This is a genomic window from Arthrobacter sp. Hiyo1 (assembly GCF_001263615.2).
Lineage (GTDB): Bacteria > Actinomycetota > Actinomycetes > Actinomycetales > Micrococcaceae > Arthrobacter.
Window position 1 is genome coordinate 400003 of the sequence record NZ_DF952471.1, and the last position, 2847, is coordinate 402849.

The 2847-nt window shown below is 66.1% G+C and carries 3 protein-coding genes and 1 pseudogene; 2 read left to right on the forward strand and 2 right to left on the reverse strand.

Annotation, left to right across the window (positions count from 1 at the left end; genetic code table 11):
* Window positions 1-1101 (forward strand): MmgE/PrpD family protein (locus AHiyo1_RS13360; protein WP_059388894.1); only part of this gene is annotated, 1101 nt, incomplete at its 5' end.
* Here AHiyo1_RS13360 and AHiyo1_RS13365 read toward each other — a convergent pair.
* The gene (locus AHiyo1_RS13365) at window positions 1102-1719 is read right to left on the reverse strand and encodes a hypothetical protein (protein WP_059388895.1); all 618 of its coding nucleotides are present in this window, start codon (window positions 1717-1719) and stop codon (window positions 1102-1104) included.
* Between the two features lie 150 nt (window positions 1720-1869).
* Window positions 1870-2319 carry a DUF5997 family protein gene (locus AHiyo1_RS13370; protein ID WP_059388896.1) on the reverse strand — a complete coding sequence of 150 codons (450 nt, stop codon included), beginning with the start codon at window positions 2317-2319 and terminating at the stop codon, window positions 1870-1872.
* A 133-nt stretch (window positions 2320-2452) separates the two neighbouring features.
* Between AHiyo1_RS13370 and AHiyo1_RS13375 the strand changes: the two are divergent.
* Window positions 2453-2847: pseudogene (locus tag AHiyo1_RS13375) on the forward strand (molybdate ABC transporter permease subunit); the annotation flags it as partial.

Here is a 2847-nt window from a genome sequence, read left to right on the forward strand (position 1 = left end):
GATCATTCCGGGGCCGTTGTCCTCCCTGCAGCCCTCGCCGCGGCCGCCATGCGTGATGAGCCAGTGCCGGGTGCGCAACTCATGCGCGCGGTGGTGGCCGGGTATGAGCTCGCCCGCCGGGTCCAGGACGCTTTGGGCGGGTACGACGCCGTGAACAACCTTGGATGGCACTCCACCGGCGTTTGCGGTACTTTCGGTGCTGCCGTTGCCGCGGGGGTCATCCTCGGACTCGATTCCGGACAGATGGCATCAGCCATCGGGCTGGCCGGTTCCTTCACGGGGGGAACCTGGGCGTTCATCGGAGATGGTGCCATGTCCAAGCGCATGCACGTGGGCCGGGCCGCCGAGGCCGGACTTAACAGCGCCCTGTTGGCTCGCGGTGGCTTCACCGGTCCCGCGGACCTCTTCTCCGCGCCCTGGGGCAGCTTCCTGAAGATCTACGGCGGAAGCTCGGGCGTGTCCACGGACGAGTCGGCAATTCATGCCACCCTGGGCAAGGAGTGGCAGATCGATAAGGCTTCCATCAAGCCGTACGCCAGCTGCCGCAGTACGCATTCCGCCGTTGACGCCGCCCTGGAACTCCAACGGGACCACGGCTTCAGCCCAGCTGACATTCGCGCTGTAACGGTCCGGACCAGCTCCCTGATCATGGACATGTGCGGCAAGGCGGATGTGTCCTCCCTGGTATCGGCGCAGCTCAGCATGCACTTTGCCGTGGCCACGGCCCTGCTCCGCGGCGGCGTCGGGCTGGCCGACATCACTGAACAAGGCAGGACAGATCCCCGCGTCAGCGCGCTGATGGGACGAATTTCGATGGAACTGGATCCGGCCCAGCAGGGCGGATCCGCCGAACCATACCTCACCGTCAGCACCGCCGACGGCGACTACTCGCTCCAGGCTGTCCGGGCACGCGGAGCGTCCACCAACAGGCTCAGCGACGAGGAAACCATAGGGAAGTTCATGTCCCTGGCCGGTGCGCGCCTCGCACCGGATGACGCCGTCGAACTCGTCGATTTGGTCACTCGGCTGGAGGACGTTCCGGACATCCGGCGCATGCAGCAACTGCTGCGCGCCTCGTGCGAGGCGGGCGTGATCAGCTAACTACGGCGCAGAAACGCCCGCCGCCGCTTCGGCTTCGGCCATCGCCACATCCAACCGCTCGACGGCGCGGGCATAGTCCGTCCCCGCGGTGAGACGGCAGCGTTGGGCTTCCTGCAGCGCACGGACCAACGCGGCGGTTTGCGGAACGTTGACATCGCTCATGCCGGGGAAGTCGATGCCCTTGGCGGGATCCAGCTCATACCGTTGCCAGCGGGCCAAGAGAGCGTCGTGACGGGCTGCCGCCTCCGTGAAACCGCTCCGATTTTGACGCTTCTGCTCCAGTTTCCGGCCGACAGCAAAGGCGGTGGCAGCGGCACCCATGGCGAGGAAGAGCATCAAGAGCCCGACGGCGGGCGAGCCCAACGCGGGGATGACGACTGCGGGGACAATCACCACGAGTCCGGCGAAGATGTTCCAGAAGGTGGCGTCCGGCTCTTTGACGGGTTCCCGATCGCGTTGGCCGAGGGGCGCCTGCAAGGCGAGGCGGCCGCCGTCGGGGGCTGCGTGGATGACCGCTTTCCGGACGGTGTTGACGGTGAAGGACACCGCGCACGTGAGCAAGACCGCCCACAGCCCGATCTCCCAGACCGTCAGCTGGATTCCAGTTGTGGCGGGCAATCGGACCACCTCCACGCGAATGCGCACCCCTTTGAAATCAGTATGCGCCGAGGAAGGCCCGGAGGCGAGAGCCCGAATCGGGCTTAAGGGCAGCAAGGCAGGGCACCCTGGCCCGGGTGCCCTGCCTTGCTGCTGAAGTCCGGCTGGAGCTTAAGCGTGGTCCCGCTTGGATGCCTTGGGCGCGTCCCGCTTGGCAGCGGCGTTCGTCTTGGCGTCCTTCGTGGCTTCTTTTTTGGCAGCTTCTTCCTTGATGCGCTTTGCCTCGGAGCGCACGGCTGCGTGCGTGGCGCGCTCGACGACGAGCCACTGCGGGGGAGCTGCCAGCAGTTCGGTGATTTCCGCCGTCGTTAGGGGCTCGGTGATTCCGCCGCGGGCGAGGCCGCTGATGGAGACATTCAGCTTCTGTGCCACCACGGGACGCGGGTGCGGACCCGTCCGGCGGAGCTCGGCGAGCCACTCCGGGGCGTTGGCCTGGAGCTCGGCGAAATCGGCGCGGGTGATTTCCGAATCCTGGAACTCCTGGGGTGTTGCAGGCAGGTAGATGCCAAGTTTCTTGGCAACGGTGGCCGGCTTCATGGACTGGGAGTTTGCAGAGGTCATGGTTCAAGGGTATCCGCCCCCGCAGCGAAGTGGCACAGCCGCTGTTCTAGGATGAATCCATGCCGCACATACGAGTCGCCGGGGGCGCCCGGAAAGTCCTGGTGACGCAAGCCCCGGCGTACCGTAGGCGCAGATGAACTTCAGCGGGATTCCACGGTGGGTGTATGGCCTTGCGGTAGTGGGCGGCTTGTTCGTCCTGTTGCCGCTGGCCGCCATGGTCGCAAAGGTCAATTGGGCGCAATTCATCCCGCTGGTGACCTCCGATTCCTCGCTCACGGCGTTGGGCCTCAGCCTCCGCACTTCAGCAGCGAGCACCGCGCTCTGCGTCGTTTTCGGAATCCCCTTGGCCCTTGTCCTTGCCCGCCGGCCCTTCCGCGGGCAGCGGCTCCTCCGTGCCTTCGTCCTCCTGCCCCTGGTGTTGCCGCCGGTAGTGGGCGGCATCGCGCTGCTCTACACGTTCGGGCGGCAGGGTCTCTTGGGCAAGAGCCTTGAGCTCGCGGGCATCCAGATCGCCTTTTCGACGACGGC